This is a genomic window from Chitinophaga sp. H8 (assembly GCF_040567655.1).
Classification (GTDB): Bacteria; Bacteroidota; Bacteroidia; order Chitinophagales; family Chitinophagaceae; genus Chitinophaga; species Chitinophaga defluvii.
Genome location: NZ_JBEXAC010000002.1, coordinates 1,183,895 through 1,198,984 on the forward strand (window position 1 = coordinate 1,183,895; position 15,090 = coordinate 1,198,984).

The 15,090-nt window shown below is 43.2% G+C and carries 7 protein-coding genes; 2 read left to right on the top strand and 5 right to left on the bottom strand.

Annotated elements, in window-relative coordinates; genetic code table 11:
- Positions 1 to 10: 10 nt before the first annotated feature.
- Together ABR189_RS18750 and ABR189_RS18755 are read left to right on the top strand one after the other, a co-directional pair.
- Positions 11 to 1,000, top strand: a complete 990-nt coding sequence (locus tag ABR189_RS18750) for a bifunctional DNA primase/polymerase (RefSeq protein WP_354663604.1) — start codon at positions 11 to 13, stop codon at positions 998 to 1,000.
- Positions 1,001 to 1,032: 32 nt separating this feature from the next.
- Complete coding sequence (locus ABR189_RS18755; protein ID WP_354661999.1) at positions 1,033 to 1,848, top strand: DNA adenine methylase; 816 nt, start codon at positions 1,033 to 1,035, stop codon at positions 1,846 to 1,848.
- Between the two features lie 149 nt (positions 1,849 to 1,997).
- Here the strand turns inward: ABR189_RS18755 and ABR189_RS18760 are convergent, their stop codons facing one another.
- From ABR189_RS18760 to ABR189_RS18780, 5 genes are all read right to left on the bottom strand, one after another.
- A complete protein-coding gene (locus ABR189_RS18760; protein ID WP_354662000.1) occupies positions 1,998 to 2,291 on the bottom strand; it encodes a helix-turn-helix domain-containing protein in 294 nt (97 codons plus the stop codon).
- Positions 2,292 to 4,034: 1,743 nt separating this feature from the next.
- Positions 4,035 to 8,600, bottom strand: a complete 4,566-nt coding sequence (locus ABR189_RS18765; protein WP_354662001.1) for a DUF6443 domain-containing protein — start codon at positions 8,598 to 8,600, stop codon at positions 4,035 to 4,037.
- A 41-nt stretch (positions 8,601 to 8,641) separates the two neighbouring features.
- On the bottom strand, positions 8,642 to 9,160 hold the full coding sequence (locus tag ABR189_RS18770; protein WP_354662002.1) for a hypothetical protein: 519 nt from the start codon (positions 9,158 to 9,160) through the stop codon (positions 8,642 to 8,644).
- Between the two features lie 10 nt (positions 9,161 to 9,170).
- The gene (locus tag ABR189_RS18775; RefSeq protein ID WP_354662003.1) at positions 9,171 to 13,424 is read right to left on the bottom strand and encodes a hypothetical protein; all 4,254 of its coding nucleotides are present in this window, start codon (positions 13,422 to 13,424) and stop codon (positions 9,171 to 9,173) included.
- Positions 13,425 to 13,442: 18 nt separating this feature from the next.
- Positions 13,443 to 14,885: a hypothetical protein gene (locus ABR189_RS18780; RefSeq protein ID WP_354662004.1), complete on the bottom strand. Its 1,443-nt coding sequence runs from the start codon at positions 14,883 to 14,885 to the stop codon at positions 13,443 to 13,445.
- Positions 14,886 to 15,090: the final 205 nt, after the last annotated feature.

Sequence of the window (15,090 nt, forward strand, 5' to 3'; positions counted from 1 at the left end):
TCATGAAGGGATGGAGACCAATTTATTGAAGTCAGCGTTAGAGCTAAAAGCGCATGGGTATTCAATTATTGCTGTGGATGACCACAAGCGTAGTATCGGTGAGTGGCGGCAATTCACTACTGAAATAGCTACCAAATCGGTGCTTGAATCGTTATTTAATAATCCCAGGGTCAATGGCATAGCGGTTATATGCGGTGCTGTAAGCGGCAACCTGGAGGTAATCGATGTCGATGTAAAGAATGATACGACAGGCAGGCTATTTCAGGACTTTGTCGCAGCCATTCAAAAAAGAGATCCCAAGCTGTCCGACAACTTTGTTATTGCCCAAACTCGATCCGGAGGATTTCATTTGCTGTATCGATGTGCTTCAATTGGCAGGAATGAAATACTTGCACGACGTCCGACGACTGATGCGGAAAGAGTGGTTAATCCAAAAGAAAAGGCCAAAGTCCTTGTTGAAACCAGGGGCAACGGAGGTTATGCTGTTATCGCTCCTACGCAGGGCTACTGGTTCCTTCAGAAAGATCTTCTTACTATTCCGACTATTACTACCAGCCAGCGGTCAATTATATTAGACACCGCCCGTGCATTTAACCAATATCAGCCTGTAATACTTACCCCAGGTTCACAGCCACGTCCCCGGCCACCAGGCCTATCTCCTTTGGATGACTATAATCAACGCGGTGATATTATTGGCCTGCTGGTTAAACACGGTTGGTCCGTAGTTGATCATAAGAACAACCGGACACTGTTGAAACGTCCCGGGGAAACGGATAAGTATAGGTCGGGAGATTATAATCACGAATTGGGGCTGTTCAGTGTGTTCACCACCAGTACCGAATTTGAGCCAGGCCGGGGATATCGACCATACGCAGTTTATGCCATGCTGGAATGCGGTGGAGACTTCAAAGAAGCAGTACGGCAACTGGCGCGACAAGGCTTTGGGCAGCCCCAACCAATTAAACAGAGCCACCAGCCCCGAAGATTGCCAGGACATTGAAAGGACGACGAATGTGAAAAGAATTTGTGAGAATGAAAACTCCTTTGACATATTACGGGGGAAAACAGAAACTCGCTCCGATAATCCTTGAGCTGATACCGCCCCACACGCTATATGCAGAAGTTTTTGCAGGCGGGGCAGCAGTATTTTTTGCCAAGAGGCCTTCATCCGTTGAGGTGCTAAATGATATGAATGGCGAGTTGGTAAATTTCTACAAGGTCATTAAAGACGACTTTTATCTGCTACAACAGGAGATTACCACGTCCCTTCATAGCAGGATGCTACATCAGCACGCCTGGATCGTCTACAATTATCCAGAATTATTCTCCCCTATTAAACGTGCCTGGGCTGTATGGGTACTTTCATCGCAAGGCTTTGCCGGGCAACTTGCGGGTACCTGGGGGTATGATATCACCGCAGATAGTACATCCCGAAAGATATATTTCAATAAACAAGATTTCACATCAGCGTATTCACAACGCTTGGAGAAAGTGCAACTCGAATGCCGGGATGCTCTTTACATTATCAACAGCAGAGATAGTGCTGAGACTTTCTTCTATTGTGATCCGCCCTACTTTAACAGCGATATGGGGCACTACAAAGGATATACAAAAAGAGATTTTGAAGATTTACTAAATGCGTTGGCTAAAATAAAAGGAAAGTTTCTGCTATCCTCCTACCCATCTAAATTGCTCGCTCACTATACGGAACAATTTAATTGGGTCAGCATACAGTTCGAGCAGATGGTAACAGTCAATGTGAAAAGCGGGAAGGAGAAAAAGAAGATTGAGGTCCTTACAGCAAACTACCCCTTATCAAAAAATGAGTATCAGGGCAAATTATTCTAATGATTATTTATGCACACGCATAAACATGATAAAAACTGATGGAAATCTGTATTCTTTCCTTGCGCGAACAAAAAAATGACATTAAACTCGTGTCTTCTGGATCGGGGGGGGTATCCATCCCCTACTCCAGACGCATGGTGCCAAATATCCTATTTCGGCTTCTTATTGTCATCTGGTATGGTGTCAAAGCCTTTAGAAAAGAAATCCTTCACTGATATATTGAAAGCGTTAATTAGCTTTTCTAAACTATCTAAGGTCATATTGGCTCCCTTTTCATACTTTCCGTATAGGCTCCTCGATAAGTTTTTTTCCCAAGCAAAGTGCTCTTGGTTTTCAAAACCTTGCTTTTTCCTCAAATCTTTAATCCTCTTAGCAACCAAATTCTTTAAACTCGAAGGTGGTGACTGAGATGATTCTGATGCCCTTTTTATCGCTTTTGCCATTTAGTAGAAAATTGTCATTATGAAACGCTTGTAAAAATAGGTGATGTCCTTCTATTATATTCCCCACTATACAATCCCATTAATACAATCCCCGTTAAAATACTACAACTTAAATGCTCCCTTTTATAAAATCCCACTTATAAGAGGATTCTATTAGATAATTTCTTATTTTCGTAATAACAATATAATATTGCTACAAAGATATTTGTAGCTTTCTTCTTGCTTGCCGGGAAAATCTAGGAAATTTTACAGGCATTTGGAGCAAAGAATGAGGAGTGGCCTACGCATGTAGCGTAGGCTCTCTTTGCGTGCACCGCCTTCCTAGAGGCTCCCGGCCGCATTGTGGAGTCTACGCTAAATGCATTTTACCCTCCCCTATAATGTACTTAGCCGTCGCTTCACTCCATCAGATATTCGAATTAACTATTGAGTTATGAAAATATTACTGATCTGTTGGACACGTTTTAGAAAGTATGAAGTACATGCATTTATCAGCATTGGGAGCTTTCTTGTTGGTTGTCTCTTTGCAACAAGTATTTTAATCTACCGGTCATCGTTGGAATCATCCAGGCTGCGCAGGGAGATAGAGGACATACAGCGAACGATTGAAGTTCAAAATATGACAAAAGGCTTGATCGAAAAGCAACGCGAGGAAAACCGCACGAGATTTGGTTTGAATAGCAACGCGTTTCCTTATTATAACTAGATTTCAATTATTCTAACGTGGGAAAACCAACCTTTACTTAGGTGTATTCTATGAATCCTATATCCAGCCAGGTATCCACCTGGGTGGTTTTTAAAACTATTACTTAAACCAACTAAAATGGATCGCTTGAAAATCATAGGGCAATTGCGAGGGCGTAAAGAATATAGGCTTAGTTGGCACCAAAACATTACTGCTCTTATCCTTTCGCCCTTAAACCATTTATTTTATGGAGAGGATGACAGCTACAACTTAAATGTGCCTACTATTCCATTTTAAAAGTATTCATTTTGTAACTGTGTAAATATGTGGTTAGGTCTTTGTAGACAGTGCCACCTATCAGGGTTTAAACAATCATAGGGGCCAGTAACGCCCGAGGGTTGATTTTTGACACATTATAAAGGCCGGGGTTTTTACCCCGGCCTCTCTTATTTATTTTATAAATTTTAATATTTGAATAAAAATTGCCCCAAAGGAATCAGATGTAGGCACAGACTTTTCAAAGTCAAAAAGACACAGAACATTTTGAAATTTATCGAAGAGAATTAAAAATGTCAGTATACAATGGCCTATGTTCTAAATCACTATTAATATGAAATATAACTAGATATGTCTGGTATCCTCCATTGGGACGAGTTTTAGCTGTACTGTTCAAATCGTTTTGAAGCTTCTTATCACTTAGGGCCCACAAGTTTGGCTTAAATTTCCATTTGCACACCTTTTGATTGATTTCTTTCTCAATATTGGCCCAGACTTCAGATGACGAATCGAGGTCATTTCCTAAGCCATATAACGGAAACCTTTTGCATTCCCTCACGTATCCTGATGTATCAATCATGAGGTGATATAAAATGGCCGCACTCTCATTTTTCTCCTGAAAATATGAAAGAATGGAATCACTGTATGATGGCATTTCTCCCGATTCCAGTGATCCTGAAACTGGATTATTATAGATCTTCTTTTGACCATATGACGTATGCATAAAGCATACTAGGAATAAAACGGCAAAAAACCTTACTGACGAATTGATTTTCATTCTACTATTTATTTTGCGTTGCATTGGTAAAAAGTTTATACTTCGCCTCAACTAAAGCGCTTAGAAATTGAGTGCTGCGAATTTGTTGTGCCTGGTCGTAGAGTTTTTCTTTCTCTTCCTTATCCTTTGCAGAATTTCCCATGTTATCAGCTTTTGTTTCTAGCTCCACAGCCTGCTTTTCTATGGCTTGATTCTCTTCATATAGGGCTTTGTACAGTTCAAAATGTTCTGTGTCCATTGATTTTGAAGGATCAATTCCATTTGATGCATGCCACAATTCGTCTAACAAGGCCAACATAGCATAATCCCTAGCAAAGCCCGCTTCATCATCAACCATTTCTGTGCCTACAACAATTTCTACTCGCTTTTTAGGAGCATCAGTTTTGTCAAATGTCGTTGTGATGGCTTCGGCACCAGGCCATTTTTTAAGGGCGTTAGCCCATTTTTCTTCAATGGTGAGGCCCTCTGGTTTGAATTCACTTTTTGTCGATGTCTTATTCTCTGATACGTTTTTTGACATGACATAGAGATTGATAGTTATGCTGCTTCCGTTTACGCTTCCGAGTATTTTTTTGATCATCGGACTAGTATTGGTGAAACCGTCCAATTTTGTCATCAAGCCATTTAATGATTTTGTTTGACTGGTATTGAGATTCTTAGGCTTTATGTCTCGCCCGTCAGCATCATAAAAAATCAGCGGGTTATTTAATGAGAAAACATATGGAGATACGCCACTGTATTTATCTGCCAATGGATCTACTGCCAGCCAACGCCCAATTTGCGCGTCATACATTCGTGCGCCATAATCATACCATTCCAATCCAGATCCATCACTGAATTCTTCTTTTTGTTCTTCTTTCCCATTAAATCGAAACCTATTTTGGGGTTCACCGAAAGTAAAAGCCTTTGCAGATATTCCCGCCATTGTCAACCCGAACGGATAATAATGCGTTTCTTCCAAAAGGCTCCCCCTTATATGTGTTACCTGCAGATTGTCGAAATACACATCAATATTGGGTGTTTCATTGCTCACATAAATATACAAATATCCATTTTTTGTAATGGGTAGATCCGTTTTTATATGATTATATGTTTGGGCTTCCAATGTCCAATTCATATACACGTCATCATGTGGCACTTGCTCAAAACTGCTACTGTTCGCGACAAATTTAAGCTGTTCGTCAAATAATATCCAGTTAACAAATGCTTTTGGACGATCAACTTCGTAACCGTCTTGACTTGATAAAAACTGTTGAATATCACCCGTGGTAATCCCTCCGCTTTGAGTTATGTCTGAAGAGGTTATTTTACCTCCTGCCACCCCAGGTATACCTGCATTCAATAGAGCAATCAGGTCTGTAAGCGGGCTAACAGGAGTTCCAGGGGTAACAATTGGCCATAGGAGCTTAGTCTTATTTATATACCAACTTCTAACTCTTAGATTAAACTTGTCTCCTGCCATTACCTTTAATAAGATAGCAGGGCCGATTTTATTGCCATCTCCTCTTACTAATGCCAATTTATGATTGTTGTCAGGATCAGGCTCAGTGTAAAAATTGGTAGGATAGTTAGATTGCTTATCGACCCTGGTTGCATCCAGATTACTATAAAATGTACTTTCGGTTGCGGCTTGAGCTGTCTCCATACTTGCTTCTGGATACGCGTCGATTCTTATTTGCTCAGTCAATACCATGCGTACATTGCCCAGGTGATCCTTGATCATATAATCATACTCCAGCCCTGTCAAGCTATTGGGATTGGCCGGATCATTGACGGCACGAATTCTTCCTTCCTCCTGACCAAGAAACTGGAGTCGGTCGGTATAGCCCATGCCGGAATTCACCATCGCATCCGAGTATTGTTTGCTCTCGAACACAGCACCATTGAGGTAAGTAGTCGTAGTGGTAATAGTGGTAGTAACCGGCGACCCGCCATAAGTCACACTCACACCATTTTCAACTGTGATTTTTTGCAGCTTGGTTCCAACTGCATCGTAAACATATGTAATTGTTCCCTTGTCGGCAGTGTTCGCGTCATTCCGTACCGTGATCTGCCTGGGCAGGTTCAGGTGATTATAAAGGATGGCCCCACCACTGAGCATATCCGTATTTGGAGCGATGGTCCCCGTCAATCGCTTATTCAGGTCAATGATCATGTTGCCATTGCGGTCGTAACCATAGTCGACGCTCGATGTATTTTTATCTGTAAAATCGCCCAGCCCATGATCAGTTGTGCCTGTGCCGGCTTCTGTTACTGCTTTCAGTCGGTTGCCACCCGCATGGTAAGTATACGTAAGGTTGTCTATCTGTGCAGGACCTGTTAATTTTAAGCCCCATTGCTTCATTTTTTGGATATTACCGTTCGCATCATACGCACTGCCGTCATCGGCCCCACTGTTGCCCATCTGTACAGTAAAGTCCGCCAGGGTTTTGTCCCAGGTTGTGCCGCTATTATTTTGTTTAAACTCGGCTTTTAGTAGCCGGTTGGCCGCGTCATAGCTAAAATCATATCTTCTGCGCCGATCATCACCATCGCTTTTCCACGTCAAGCCAGTAATATTACCATTGTACTGCTTTGCTGTAAAATCATTACCGGTCTTACTGATCTGTTTTTCATACCCCAGCTCAAAACCAAACAACTTGCCGTCATCAGTTTGATCCTCCTCCATCAGGTAATCACGGTTCATTCCTAGCACCCAACCACGGATATTGTAGTCATAAAGAAGGTCCTGCAAAGGCTGACGGGGAGTGTAGTATGCCCCATTTGCATCTTTTTTATTTCCGATCGTCTTCTTATTGAGCTGACCAACGGCATCATACCCCTGCTCCAGTATAGTGACCCAATTGGCAGACAGCGCACCACTGCTGATCGCGCTGTGTCCTATCTTTTTTTCCACCTTGGTCAGCCTTTCTAGGTCATCATAGATAAGTCGATTGACCACAGTAATGGTTTGGGGGTTGGTACCGGCCTTCTCGGTTTTGCTGACAGTAATAATGGGTTTACCTGACCAGTCATATTGGGTGGTAGAAATATCCGTTCCGCCAGTACTGTTTTTGGTTTTAGTCTGGATTAGTTGCCCTTTCGCATCATAAAGGTTGACAGAATAAATAAAATCGCTGGTTGTGCCGAGTATTTTGGTGCCCATCCAGGTAACCATCCCCATCGTCTGTTGGCTTACTGTTAGCGGTTGCGCATAAACGGGTGTACTGTTATAGGTGGTAAAGAACTCAGATGAACCTGCATTGTCAAAGGAGGCGGTCATTCCGCCTGGAAGGTTCGCATAATCATCATAGTGGATGATAGATAATTGGTCATAACCTGCTGAGGGAGTCGGATAATTGGTAGATGGACCAGCGTTGGTGCGATGAATGGAAAAAACAGTGTAGCTGGTCCAAAGACCAGTTTCAATTGGTCGGTTCAACCAGTCGTACTTGGTGACCATCCATTTATTGTCTACCCGCATATTGCCATCCTGCATCATCACCAGCCTGTCTCGCGCATCATAAACCATGTAAATTTCTCCCAGCGCAACGCCCGGCAGGCGCTTCATGATCATCCGGCCTCGCTCATCGTATTCATACCGGAAGCAATGCTCATTCAGTGTGGCGGCGTTGGGAAGCCAACTACTATTGATCTGTCGCACGCCTTGTGGTTGGATTACACAACGAAGACGCCTCAGATCATCATAGACATAATAGGTGCAGAGCCAGTTATTACCATGATCAGCACCACTACCGTCATCTCCTGTACCACCTACTTGCACTTTTTTTAATATCATCAGGCCTTGTTTATCCTTGAACTCGATCACTTGTTTATTTTGCTCATCGATGGTGATCGTTTTATGTAGCTCCCCAGCCGGATATGTTGAACTGGTAGCATAAGTTCCCCAATTTCCCAGCGATGTTGGTCCTGTCACTGTCCAGATCCTTACTGCATCAATAGCTGTATTTGCAAAATATTTGATTTTTATCGACCTACGGTTGGCCTCCAATGCCTGGCTCATTGTTCCAACCCAGTTGTCGCCTGGTGCAAAAGTTTCTGTAACCCGGTTTAGTGGTGATGCCTCAAATTTAGTCTGACCATAAAAATAGTTCTCTCCTTGACCAGCAATTGGGGATAGCGCGTTTCCGGAATTATATGCGTTGGCCTGTTGTTCAAAAGGATTATACTTGAACATCCCGTCATCGACGGAGGTGTTTCCACCTGCACTGTTGGCGGGAGATTCCAAAAATTGATACACCATCCGGCCAAACTCATCATAGGTATTCATCCTGATCTTATCTCTGAGCGGATTACCCATTGTCAAAGAGCCTTGTTTAATGACAGCCTCAATAGGCCTGCCTAAACCATCCATATATTGCGTTGTCATTCGAAAATCTTTTGCCGCAGCAGTGATGGTAATGTTATTCGAATTACTCTCTGGCTTCAAGGCTTCCCAAGCGCGAATATAATTTATTGGTATTCCTGATGAGTAACGGGAAGGAAGGTACTGTGAGTTGCAGTGCAGTATGCTTAAGCAGAATATACTTCCCAAAACAAATCTCGAGGTGCGCTTGAAAATATTGTTCATATCGGATTGTTAAATAGTCAAAAGAATAAATAATAAAGTGCTCAATAAATGCCAAGTATCGCTTTTTGGACACTTGAATCAAGTGGGTCAACCTGTGCCGAATAAACACCCATTACGTTCCCTGTTTTATCGAACAATATCTTCTGAAAATCTTCCCGGATGTGGATAGGACCGACACCATTAGCTGCTGAATCCAACAACCATTGATAGATAGGATGGCGCGTCGTTCCTATAACATTTTCCGGCTGCGTAATCAGGAATTGCACGCCATAGTCTTCCTTGCAGATCTTGTCGATCTCTGTCGGAGTATGCGGCTCATTCCCAAAGGAATTCGATGGCACCCCAATAATCACCAAACTATCTTTGTATAGCCTATACAACTCCTGCAGACCTCTTAATTGATAGCTTTTAGGGTTACCGGTGGAAATATTTACCATTAGTATTTTTCGCCCTTCGTATTTTCTTAGTGGTACAAGGTTCCCTTTTGCGTCATTGAAACTAAAACCATAAATATTTACAAAGGCAGGGAATGCAAAAAGAAATAAGATTATTCTTGTCATAAAAATATGTTTAAGGTTCAATAGGATCTCCGGCGACGCACATACTGCTTTGGTCAATTTCTTCGTAATAGGTACTATAAGATCCGTCACTGAATTTATACCGATAGGTCACCCGCCAAACGGTTGGCCCAAGCCGGGTTGCACTTACGCAAGTCCAAACCCCTGTCTCACAAACTCCGCCAATACACTTTTTATCATTACCTGTACAGTTATTTTCATTGCATTGGGGCGGTGGTGGTGGGCAATTGGTAAGGTCTTGAGTATACACCTCCCATTTCTCTGCTAAGTAATTCGCGCTGCAGGATTCCCTGTTTATAAATTTCATCTCACGGTAGCCTGTATTGTTTCCATTACCATCTAGTTGGCATCTAGTAAGGCCAGTGGCCTCCCATGTTGCAGGTCTGGCACATACACTGCAATTCTGGCCAACAACTACCCATCTTGTAGTACCGGTTGATTGGCTATAGGGGTTCATATCCTGTTGTTCCTGCTCTTGCTCACCGGTCCTAATCCCGTCAAAGGTTTTACAGCGCAATGCGGTAGAAGTATTACGCCAGTCAGGAGCTGTACCAAAGGAACATTCCTCAGTCTGACCAGTATAAGTATAACAGAATTTCTGTAAGATATTGTTGTCATGATCCCTTGTTAAAACCAGCCTTCCCAGATTATCATGTTCAAAGAATGTGAATCGGTTATTTGCATTTGCCCGGCTGGTCATACCCGCAAGTGGGCTGTATGTATACGAAGTCATTCTCGCATCGGATGGGTGCAGCCTTAAGTCGTCAAACCAGACATTCCCACCTCCATTATTGTCAATGCGAAGGTTGAGCAAAGTGATATTGGCAGGCACTGAAAAATCTTTTTCGAGGTAAACCCATTTGTTTGTCTCGGTTGTCCCGATATTATCCACGTAAGTATAATAACCGGTTTCTGTAGCAGTCTTCATAAATAGATATATGCCACTGGTTGGACCATCACTATAAATCCAACCCGAATAATGATATTTTCTAGGGGCCGCGTGCGATACAGTCAACCACTTTGGCGAAAGATTAACCGCTGGAGAGCCCACCGAGGCCGTCAGTTTCGCAGACCAGCGTCCTGCATGTGCTTTCGATTGGTCATAGCTAAGCCAACCAGTTGTCCAGCCAGGTTGCTCCTCAAAACTCTCAAAATAGATCTCACTCGATAATGCATTGGTCGCTTCGGCAATTGGCCCACTTCCCTTTGAGCCCCACATGTAAGACACCGGGACGTCCTGGTATTTCTTTTGTCCTATAACATATGCATTGTTATTATAAGCTGTGAATTGGACTGCGGTGCGATAGTAAGTGGAGTTTCTCACCACCTGTGAAGGATTAAAGACACCAATCGTTGATTCAGGCACTGGACCAAAAGCCTGAAAGTCGTACATCGTTGCAGGCTTTATGATCGACCCGTTAAATGTGGCATATTCCGATATCTGCCCTCCAATTAATTTTCTGGATGATGGGTCGCCAGGTTGTTCCTGCCAGATTTCTGTGCTCACGAGTGGGGAGAGGATATGGTGCGTATTGGTAAGCGCAGTCAAGGCTGCGTTACCTGTATAGCTGAAAGGGTAATAGAAGCGTTGATCAATGATTTTACCTTTGCTATCGGTCGTAGCTATTTTTGAAACTGTAAAATAATCAGGATCGTATTCATAGGCTTTGACTATGGTATTGACTATGGCGTTGTCTTTATAATCGTTTTCTACTGAACTTACCAGTTGCGATACTCCAACTACGGGGAAATATTCGTTCAATTGGAAGTTTAAAGTTTGTAAGGCGCCACCAGTACATCCAACCCATACTGAGCGTCGCCTAAATACTTTGATCCCTTTAAAATTGTTCTTAATGTTGGATGGTAAGGCATCGGCTTTTAGCGCATAAGTATTCTCAACACTTTTTTTAAGCGCGGTGTTGTTGTCGTATACTTTTTCGCTTAACAATGCCCCATAAATCCAGTCCAGCGACTGTGGCGTGACAAACGGAGCAGTCATAAAAGATGGATTGAATGCATCATATGGAAATCCATGCTCTGGCATTGTGGATGTTGTTGTATACGTCCTTACTATGCTACCATTGGTTTGCGTGCCATCACCGGTAAATGTTTCGACCACTCTGCTATATAGCACCGTGTTCCCCAAAGCTGATGATAAGGTGAATAAAGGTGAACTGAATATAACAAAGTATGCGCCCGTTTGTGCCATACATTGGAGTGTTTCTTCATTGCTACAATCTATTCCGCCAAGACACTCATCATTGTAGTTATACGTGTAATACGGCTTAACAGCCAAGACACCGGAAGATACTTCGCTATTTTCAATCGTATAGCTGTAACTCCGAGACTTTAGGGCATTGGAGCTTACCCCATCGAATTCTTTAATTGTTTTAATTCGAAGGCCGCCGACTGGCCAGCCAGTGTTTGCAGGAACAGTGATGATATTGATCCAATCGAGTGCGACCACAAACAACTCTGTTACACACGGCGAGGTTGGCAACTCAAAGGCATATTTGTATTTATAAGTACCAGGAGGAATGCTTACTGAGACTGTCTTGCTGTATCCAACACCTGGCCCCAACGTAACATCTGTGTAAGTAGTGGCCCCATCAAGACTAACAATACTTGCAATAATGCGGCAATTGGCATTAGCAGGAGAAAATCCACCGAATTCAAAGTGAAAATCAGTAGGGGAAGCAGACGTGCCGGGTTTCTCCAGAGTAAACGTAGTACTTCTATCTGGCAACATACCGTTGATGGATGCAGTCATGTTCTGATTGACAGTTTGACTACCTCCTGTAGCTGGCACCGTGTTCGATTCAAATTCAAATTCCGAGTGGCCGCCTGTTGGGTAATGAATTGCCTTGATAATGCCAGCCTGAGCATACGCAGGATTAGCATCTCTATTGGCATTATCTAACGCCCCCGATGGCGGTATTCCCATCCCGGTACCGTTATATGGCAGCAGCGTTGAATTACTGGTGGCTCCGTTATAGAATCCCCAATGGTCCACAGCATATGAATTGGTGCCCGGTAATGCAACACTCGAATTATACTCAAAAACATAAGGAGCCTTCTCTACATTTCCTGAAAATTCGGTCACATCATGCAAGACCAACCTGGTTGTTTCTTCATTGTAGCCGGTGCAATTTGAAGGAGGCGGTGCCGAAGAGGAAAAGGAATAGTTGGAGTTCAATCGGAATCCCCGAGTATTTTGTCCATCTGTAATGAGAATCTCATTGAGCGTCTTGTCCCCAATTACATCGCAACGATCAACAGTAGAATACGAAAAGTTTAAGGTAATTCCTCTGGGAAAACTAATACTGGTCAGCCGCTTGGCCTCAAAACTCATAAAGTTTCCGTAGGATTGAAGCCCACTCAGTGTCCCCGACGACCCACCCATCATGTTTTTATAAGCCGTTTGCGAAAACAGCCTTTGATAATAGGAAATATAAGATTCGTAAGAAAAATTAATCTCTTCAGTGCTAAAAGGTGCGACGATCTTGCTTACATACCAGGCGCTTGCATTATAATACTTGACATTCCCTACATAGGTACCTGAATTTTCCTGCTGATCAAATATGTACTTGACACCCTCTTCAGTGACTATTGTAAACCCGAAAGTTGGACTTCCAGGAAGTTTTGTAATTTTCAATCGCTGACTGGGGTAAATTAAGACATCCCCATTCTTTCCAATAATGAACTTTCCAGACTTGCCACCGAAGGTAAAGGAGAATATATCTGGTTCTGAGTCTTCTATACCGGCATTGTAACGAAAATATGGGTTAGTTGGAGTAACAGTAGTGCCATACATATTTTCATCCAACTGGTAATCCGCAACATTGGGCAACGCTGGCCCCGCCCAGTATCCCGTATATCCCATACCTCCTTCATCTGGGCCACCACGCATTTGCCTGGTAATTACTCCTCCCGCATTCAATGACCAACCGATGCCAACATTCGATGATTTTTCTTGCACCCTGATCCCGCCTCCGAAATAATCAAGCGATACATTTAGTGCCAGTGCGTCATTTGGCGTACTGTAAGAGTAAATGGGGACTGTAATAGAAGGTAATCCTACATTATAGTTCACTGGAATATCGCCAAATTTGCCCAAAGAAGCAGCATTGGGGCTTGGTACGGTGTAGTCCAATAATGTACTGTGCGGAAAAACCTGCTGAGCATTTAAAATGCCCATCAAACCCAAAAAGGTTAGGACGGCATACATTTTCCTGTTAAACGCCATAACTGAAAATTTGCTTTTTTAAAAAGTATATCCTACTCTGAACAAAATTGAGGATGGTCGAGGGCGTTCTCTATAACTTAGAAAATCCCATAACAACTGCACCTTCGTCTTCTTTAGGATCTTCGATCTCAGGTCCACCACCTTACTCAACCCGATCAGACCACTCTCCTGCCATCCACTCCTGTCCCTTAACTCTGCGATCCGTTGAAACCCGCTCCGGTAGTTCATCTCATAACCGCCAGCCATCCAAAAGGAGCCTTTCAGCTTCCATTCGATGAACGACCGCAAACCGATCCCCTGATGCGTGATCTTAATATTTTGAATGTTTTGCCCCCAACCCATTTTATAACTGGCTCCCACACCGATCATACTGTTTTCATTCAGCTTGTAAGCTGCCGTTAAAGCGATATCACTCGTTACCGGGAAATAACCACTGGACCTTTGTGATTGAATGTTTGCTCCCAGTTCAATACGCTGAAAAAAACTCTTCGTTCTTTGTCCATTGGGTTTAAAACCATCCGGCATGTCCAGTTCTTCGCCACTGCCACCACCCAGTTTGCTGAGCTTGTTTTTAAGTTCGTTCAACTGGCTTTGTGCCTGCTGCATGTTCTGGCTGAACTGTGCCTGCGCATTCGGTCCTCCGGCAGTGATCTGCTGCTGGATCAGCCCATTCACCTGTGCCCTTGTTTGCAGCCCTGCCAGGCTGGCAACAGCAGTTGGATCATTCGGATCGCCCGGCAATCGGAACAACGAAGCCAGCTGGCTGTTCTTCCGTAAAAAGTCTTTGAACAGTTTGGTCTTGCTTAATAGCTCGATGGCTTTCTGTTCTGCTTTCTTATGGTCTTTCAATACTTGTTTGTATTCATTGACCTGTGCACTGTAGTAATAAGCCTGTTTGTTCAGTTGCTTCAGCTCTTTGGCCAGTCCTAGTTTGCCTAACTGCTCTTTGAGGTATTGCTTTCTTTCCCGGATGAATTTCTTTATCTCTTCGGCTTGCTGGAAGCGGGTTTGCAGGCCATTCACCTTGCTCATGGCTTCTTTCAGTTTAGCGGGGCCATCTTTGGCAAAGGCGATCCATTGCGGGTTTTGTTCCAGGAATTTGAGGGAAGTGCTTAAGGTATCTAAAGAAGGAATGTATTGTTTGAGTTTTGGAGTTCCTGCCAGTTTTTGCTGCAATTGATCATAGCGTTGCTTTGCATCACCAAACACCGCTGTAGCTGCTGTAGAGTCCTTTCGTGCCAGTTTCCGCTTTAGTTTATTTTCCTGCTTTAAAAGTTGAGTGATGATTTTTTCCGATTGCTTATCCAGCTTTTGCTCTAACTGACCGGCTCTTTTATTTACCGTCTCCAGGTAGTTACTACTGATGGGAGAAGATACTGAAGCTGTATCGTACCCCTGCGCCTGCATATGCAGGGATAGGAGTATCCCAATAAGAAGGAGTACACTGCGGTGGTTCAGCATGTTTGGCGGTTTCAGATGGTATTGGGATGCGGAGACTTCCAGTTTTTCACAAACAATGAATAGCAACTATGGCATGTGACTTTTCGACAAGCAGAAGTGCTCGAATCCGGCCAGCAAATGTGTAGATTATGGCCTATACAAGACAAGCGTTTTTTCACCCGATTTTATTGGGGGTTTTCACGGTATTGAATAACCGCTAAATCAC